The sequence below is a fragment of the Enterobacter cloacae complex sp. P29RS genome, assembly GCF_014893445.1.
In the GTDB taxonomy this organism is placed as follows: domain Bacteria; phylum Pseudomonadota; class Gammaproteobacteria; order Enterobacterales; family Enterobacteriaceae; genus Enterobacter; species Enterobacter intestinihominis.
Window position 1 is genome coordinate 72,599 of record NZ_JADBPZ010000027.1, and the last position, 6,717, is coordinate 79,315.

Sequence of the window (6,717 nt, forward strand, 5' to 3'; positions counted from 1 at the left end):
CATTTAAGAAAGGACAGAATTTTGCTGAATCCGATCGTTCGTAAATTCCAGTATGGTCAGCATACCGTCACGCTGGAAACCGGCATGATGGCTCGTCAGGCTACTGCTGCCGTAATGGTAAGCATGGATGACACTGCTGTATTCGTTACCGTAGTTGGCCAGAAAAAAGCTAAACCAGGTCAGGACTTCTTCCCACTGACCGTGAACTACCAGGAGCGTACCTACGCTGCCGGTAAAATCCCGGGTGGCTTCTTCCGTCGTGAAGGCCGTCCAAGCGAAGGCGAAACCCTGATCGCGCGTCTGATTGACCGCCCGGTTCGTCCGCTGTTCCCGGAAGGTTTCGTCAATGAAGTGCAGGTTATCGCAACCGTTGTTTCCGTTAACCCACAGGTTAACCCGGACATCGTAGCGATGATCGGTGCGTCTGCTGCCCTGTCACTGTCTGGTATCCCATTCAATGGCCCAATCGGTGCCGCGCGCGTCGGTTACATCAACGACCAGTACGTGCTGAACCCAACTCAGGAAGAGCTGAAAGAGAGTAAGCTGGACCTGGTTGTTGCCGGTACTGAAGCAGCGGTTCTGATGGTTGAATCTGAAGCAGAACTGCTGAGTGAAGACCAGATGCTGGGCGCAGTGGTCTTCGGCCACGACCAGCAGCAGATTGTTATCCAGAACATCAACGACCTGGTGAAAGAAGCCGGTAAACCACGTTGGGACTGGCAGCCAGAAGCGGTAAACGACGCGCTGAACGCACGCGTAGCTGCACTGGCAGAATCTCGTCTGAGCGATGCATATCGCATTACAGACAAACAGGAGCGTTATGCTCAGGTTGACGTGATCAAAGATGAAACCATCGCAACCCTGATCGCGGAAGACGAAACGCTGGACGCTAACGAGCTGAGCGAAATCCTGCACGCTATCGAGAAAAACGTTGTTCGTAGTCGCGTACTGGCAGGCGAGCCGCGTATTGATGGCCGTGAAAAGGACATGATCCGTGGTCTGGATGTGCGTACTGGCGTGCTGCCACGTACTCACGGTTCCGCGCTGTTCACCCGTGGTGAAACCCAGGCGCTGGTTACCGCTACCCTGGGTACTGCACGTGACGCACAGAACATCGATGAACTGATGGGCGAGCGCACTGACAGCTTCCTGTTCCACTACAACTTCCCTCCGTACTCTGTGGGCGAGACCGGTATGGTTGGCTCACCGAAGCGTCGTGAAATTGGTCACGGTCGTCTGGCGAAGCGCGGCGTGCTGGCAGTAATGCCAGAAGCAGACAAATTCCCGTACACCGTACGTGTCGTGTCTGAAATCACTGAATCCAACGGTTCTTCTTCCATGGCTTCCGTGTGTGGTGCCTCTCTGGCGCTGATGGATGCAGGCGTGCCGATCAAAGCCGCCGTTGCGGGTATCGCAATGGGTCTGGTGAAAGAAGGCGACAACTTCGTTGTTCTGTCTGACATTCTGGGTGACGAAGATCACCTGGGTGATATGGACTTCAAAGTGGCGGGTTCCCGCGACGGTATCTCTGCCCTGCAGATGGATATCAAAATTGAAGGTATCACCAAAGAGATCATGCAGGTTGCTCTGAACCAGGCTAAAGGTGCGCGTCTGCACATTCTGGGCGTGATGGAACAGGCTATCAACGCACCACGCGGTGATATCTCTGAATTCGCTCCGCGTATTCACACCATCAAGATCAATCCAGACAAGATCAAAGATGTTATCGGTAAGGGCGGTTCTGTTATCCGTGCACTGACCGAAGAAACGGGCACCACCATCGAAATCGAAGATGACGGTACTGTGAAAATCGCAGCAACCGACGGTGAGAAAGCGAAATATGCTATCCGCCGTATCGAAGAGATTACAGCAGAAATCGAAGTGGGCCGTATCTACAATGGTAAAGTGACCCGTATCGTTGACTTTGGCGCATTCGTTGCCATCGGTGGCGGTAAAGAAGGTCTGGTACATATCTCTCAGATCGCTGACAAGCGCGTTGAGAAAGTGACCGATTACCTGCAAATGGGTCAGGAAGTACCGGTGAAAGTTCTGGAAGTAGACCGCCAGGGCCGTATCCGTCTGAGCATTAAAGAAGCAACCGAGCAGTCTCAGCCTGCTGCGGCGCCGGAAGCCCCGGCTGCCGAACAGCAAGGCGAGTAAGGTTGCCATTTGCCCTCCGCGCAGGCGGAGGGCTTATTATCAGGCAGGACGCCTTGTTAAGCCGCCGGGGGACAGGACGTTCATCCAATAGTTGTCTTCGGGAGTGGGAAATGAAGCCTTTTTTGCGCTGGTGTTTCGTTGCGACAGCTTTAACGCTGGCAGGATGCAGCAACTCTGCCTGGCGTAAGAGCGAAGTCCTCGCAGTGCCATTGCAACCGACTTTGCAGCAGGAAGTGATTCTGGCACGCATGGAACAAATACTTGCCAGTCGGGCTTTAACCGATGACGAACGCGCACAGCTTTTATATGAGCGCGGAGTGTTGTATGATAGTCTCGGTCTGAGGGCATTAGCGCGAAATGATTTTTCACAAGCGCTGGCAATTCGACCTGATATGCCTGAAGTATTCAATTACTTAGGCATTTATTTAACGCAGGCAGGCAATTTTGATGCTGCCTATGAAGCGTTTGATTCTGTACTTGAGCTTGATCCAACTTACAACTACGCGCACTTGAATCGCGGTATCGCATTGTATTACGGCGGTCGTGATAAGTTAGCGCAAGATGATCTGCTGGCGTTTTATCAAGACGATCCTAATGATCCTTTCCGCAGCCTGTGGCTTTACATCGTTGAGCAGAAGCTCGATGAGAAGCAGGCCAAAGAAGCACTGAAACAGCGCTTCGAGAAATCGGACAAGGAACAGTGGGGATGGAACATTGTCGAGTTCTACCTGGGCAACATTAGCGAAGCAACGCTGATGGAACGCCTCAAGGCGGACGCAACGGATAACACCTCGCTCGCTGAGCATCTCAGTGAAACCAACTTCTATTTAGGTAAGTACTACCTAAGTCTGGGGGATATGGACAGCGCTACGGCACTGTTCAAATTAGCGGTTGCTAACAACGTACATAACTTCGTTGAGCACCGTTATGCATTGTTGGAATTATCGCTCTTGGGCCAGGAGCAAGACGACCTGGCAGAATCGGACCAGCAATAGCTGACGACATAAACATCAGCCCGTAATCTTTTGATTGCCATCACCTTCACTGGTGAGGGCGTTGTTGTTCGTCAATACACCTAATTTGAGCCGGTTCACACTTTTCAATGAAAATTGCTAATCATTTTCACGATGAGCTAAGTAGACTGGCCGCCATTAATATCGAGGCACTTGTACTACATGGCTGAATTCGAAACCACTTTTGCAGATCTGGGCCTGAAGGCTCCTATCCTTGAAGCCCTTAACGATCTGGGTTACGAAAAACCATCTCCGATCCAGGCTGAGTGTATCCCACACCTGCTTTCTGGTCGTGACGTGCTGGGCATGGCCCAGACCGGTAGCGGTAAAACCGCAGCATTCTCGCTGCCGCTGCTGAACAACATTGATCCGGACCTGCGTGCACCGCAGATCCTCGTCCTGGCTCCAACCCGTGAACTGGCTGTTCAGGTTGCTGAAGCAATGACGGAATTCTCTAAACATATGCGCGGCGTAAACGTGGTAGCCCTGTACGGCGGCCAGCGTTATGACGTGCAGTTACGCGCCCTGCGCCAGGGCCCACAGATTGTTGTCGGTACGCCGGGCCGTCTGCTGGATCACCTGAAGCGCGGTACCCTGGACCTCTCTAAGCTGAGCGGCCTGGTACTGGATGAAGCAGATGAAATGCTGCGTATGGGCTTCATCGAAGACGTTGAAACCATCATGGCGCAGATCCCGGAAGGTCATCAGACCGCTCTGTTCTCTGCAACCATGCCAGAAGCGATCCGTCGCATTACCCGCCGCTTCATGAAAGAGCCGCAGGAAGTGCGTATTCAGTCTAGCGTGACCACTCGCCCGGACATCAGCCAGAGCTACTGGTCTGTATACGGCATGCGCAAAAACGAAGCGCTGGTCCGTTTCCTGGAAGCGGAAGATTTTGATGCGGCGATTATCTTCGTACGTACCAAAAACGCGACCCTGGAAGTGGCTGAAGCGCTGGAGCGTAGCGGCTATAACAGCGCAGCGCTGAACGGCGACATGAACCAGGCGCTGCGTGAGCAGACTCTGGAGCGTCTGAAAGACGGTCGTCTGGATATCCTGATTGCAACCGACGTGGCAGCACGTGGTCTGGACGTTGAGCGTATCAGCCTGGTTGTAAACTACGATATCCCAATGGACTCCGAGTCTTACGTTCACCGTATCGGCCGTACCGGTCGTGCGGGTCGTGCGGGCCGTGCGCTGCTGTTCGTTGAGAACCGCGAGCGTCGTCTGCTGCGTAACATTGAACGCACCATGAAGCTGACCATTCCAGAAGCTGAGCTGCCAAACGCAGAACTGCTGGGCAAACGCCGTCTGGAAAAATTCGCCGCGAAAGTACAGCAGCAGCTGGAAAGCAGCGATCTGGATCAGTACCGTGCGCTGCTGTCCCAGATCCAGCCTGTCGCTGAAGGCGAAGAGCTGGATATGGAAACTCTGGCCGCAGCACTGCTGAAAATGGCGCAGGGCGAACGTAGCCTGATCGTGCCACCTGATGCACCGATGCGTCCTAAGCGTGAGTTCCGTGACCGTGACGATCGTTTCGAACGTCGTGGCGACCGTAACGACCGTGGTCCACGCGGTGACCGTCCAGAGCGTGGTGGTGAAGACCGTCCACGTCGCGAGCGTCGTGACGCTGGCGAAATGGAACTGTATCGCATTGAAGTGGGCCGTGATGATGGTGTTGAAGTTCGTCACATCGTTGGCGCGATCGCTAATGAAGGCGACATCAGCAGCCGTTACATCGGTAACATCAAGCTGTTCGGTTCACACTCAACGATCGAGCTGCCAAAAGGCATGCCGGGCGAAGTACTGCAGCACTTTACTCGCACCCGCATTCTGAACAAGCCAATGAACATGCAACTGATGGGTGATGCACAGCCTCGCTCTGACCGCGGTGGCGAACGCCGTGGCGGTGGTCGCAGCTTCGGTGGCGAGCGTCGTGAAGGCGGTCGTAGCGAAGGTCGCACTGGCGAACCTCGTCGTTTCTCCGGCGAGCGCCGTGAAAATCGTGGCCCACGCCGCGAAGAAGGCACCAGCCGTCGTCGTTTCGGTGACGCGTAAGCCTTTTCGCTTTTGACGTAAAGTAAAATATACAGCCCCGATAGTTGTTATCGGGGCTTTTTTTATTCCTTTTGTACTCTTGTACTGGTACAGTGCATCACATTAAAATGCACACCACATTTTTGACTGGAGATAAGGCCGCATGGCAACACTAACCACCACCCAAACGTCACCTTCGCTGCTTGGCGGCGTGGTGATCATCGGCGGAACCATTATTGGTGCCGGGATGTTCTCCCTGCCAGTGGTTATGTCCGGTGCGTGGTTCTTCTGGTCGCTGGCGGCGCTGGTTTTCACCTGGTTCTGCATGCTCCATTCCGGGCTGATGATCCTTGAAGCAAACCTGAACTACCGCATTGGCTCCAGCTTCGACACCATCACCCGAGATCTGCTGGGCAAAGGCTGGAACCTGGTGAACGGGTTGTCCATCGCGTTTGTACTCTATATCCTGACCTACGCGTACATTTCAGCGAGCGGGTCGATTCTGCATCACACCTTCTCCGAGATGTCGCTGAACGTTCCGGCGCGTCTGGCGGGTCTCTGCTTCGCGCTGGGCGTGGCGTTTATCGTCTGGATGAGCACCAAAGCGGTCAGCCGCATGACGGCGATCGTGTTGGGCGCCAAGGTCATCACCTTCTTCCTGACCTTCGGCAGCCTGCTGGGGCACGTCACGCCGGCCACGCTGTTTAACGTTGCGGAAGTGAACACCTCCTACACGCCATACCTGCTTATGACGTTGCCATTCTGTCTGGCGTCGTTCGGCTACCACGGCAACGTACCGAGCCTGATGAAGTACTACGGCAAGGATCCGCGCACCATCGTGAAATGCCTGATTTACGGCACGCTGCTGGCGCTGGGGCTGTATGTGATCTGGCTGCTGGGGACGATGGGTAACATCCCGCGTCCGGAATTTATCGGCATTGCGCAGAAGGGCGGTAACATTGATGTGCTGGTACAGGCGCTGAGTGGCGTGCTGAACAGCCGCAGTCTGGATCTGCTTCTGGTGGTCTTCTCTAACTTTGCGGTGGCGAGCTCATTTCTCGGCGTGACGCTGGGCCTGTTTGACTACCTGGCAGATCTGTTTGGTTTTGATGACTCTGCGATGGGGCGCTTCAAAACGGCGCTGTTAACCTTCCTGCCACCGATTGTGGGCGGCCTGCTGTGGCCGAACGGTTTCCTGTACGCCATCGGCTATGCAGGACTGGCGGCTACCATCTGGGCGGCGATTGTACCGGCGCTGCTGGCGCGTAAATCACGTAAGCGCTTCGGCAGCCCGAAATTCCGCGTCTGGGGCGGAAAACCGATGATTGCGCTGATCCTGGTATTTGGTCTCGGCAATGCGGTGGTGCACATGCTGTCGAGTTTTAATCTGTTGCCTGTGTATCAGTAAACAGAAAGCCCGGTGGCGCTACGGTATGAACCGGAAACATGGGTAACACTTTAGACCGGATACATGGGTAACAGTTATAACTGGCATAGAAGAGGAGAC

5 protein-coding genes are annotated in these 6,717 nt (G+C 54.4%); all 5 read left to right on the top strand.

The features are described from left to right. Positions 1–21 precede the first annotated feature (21 nt). On the top strand, positions 22–2,160 hold the full coding sequence (gene pnp / locus IM282_RS18925) for a polyribonucleotide nucleotidyltransferase (protein ID WP_022649515.1): 2,139 nt from the start codon (positions 22–24) through the stop codon (positions 2,158–2,160). A 110-nt stretch (positions 2,161–2,270) separates the two neighbouring features. Further along, entirely contained in the window at positions 2,271–3,155 is an 885-nt protein-coding gene (gene nlpI, locus IM282_RS18930; RefSeq protein ID WP_003861782.1) for a lipoprotein NlpI, read from the top strand. A gap of 107 nt (positions 3,156–3,262) precedes the next feature. Continuing rightward, positions 3,263–3,343, top strand: coding sequence for a protein YrbN (yrbN, locus tag IM282_RS18935; RefSeq protein ID WP_097397692.1), 81 nt, complete (start codon positions 3,263–3,265; stop codon positions 3,341–3,343). Then, complete coding sequence (locus tag IM282_RS18940) at positions 3,336–5,231, top strand: DEAD/DEAH family ATP-dependent RNA helicase (RefSeq protein ID WP_022649514.1); 1,896 nt, start codon at positions 3,336–3,338, stop codon at positions 5,229–5,231. Before yrbN ends, IM282_RS18940 begins: the two co-directional genes overlap by 8 nt. A 142-nt stretch (positions 5,232–5,373) precedes the next feature. Beyond that, positions 5,374–6,618, top strand: a complete 1,245-nt coding sequence (mtr, locus tag IM282_RS18945; RefSeq protein WP_038416787.1) for a tryptophan permease — start codon at positions 5,374–5,376, stop codon at positions 6,616–6,618. Positions 6,619–6,717: the final 99 nt, after the last annotated feature.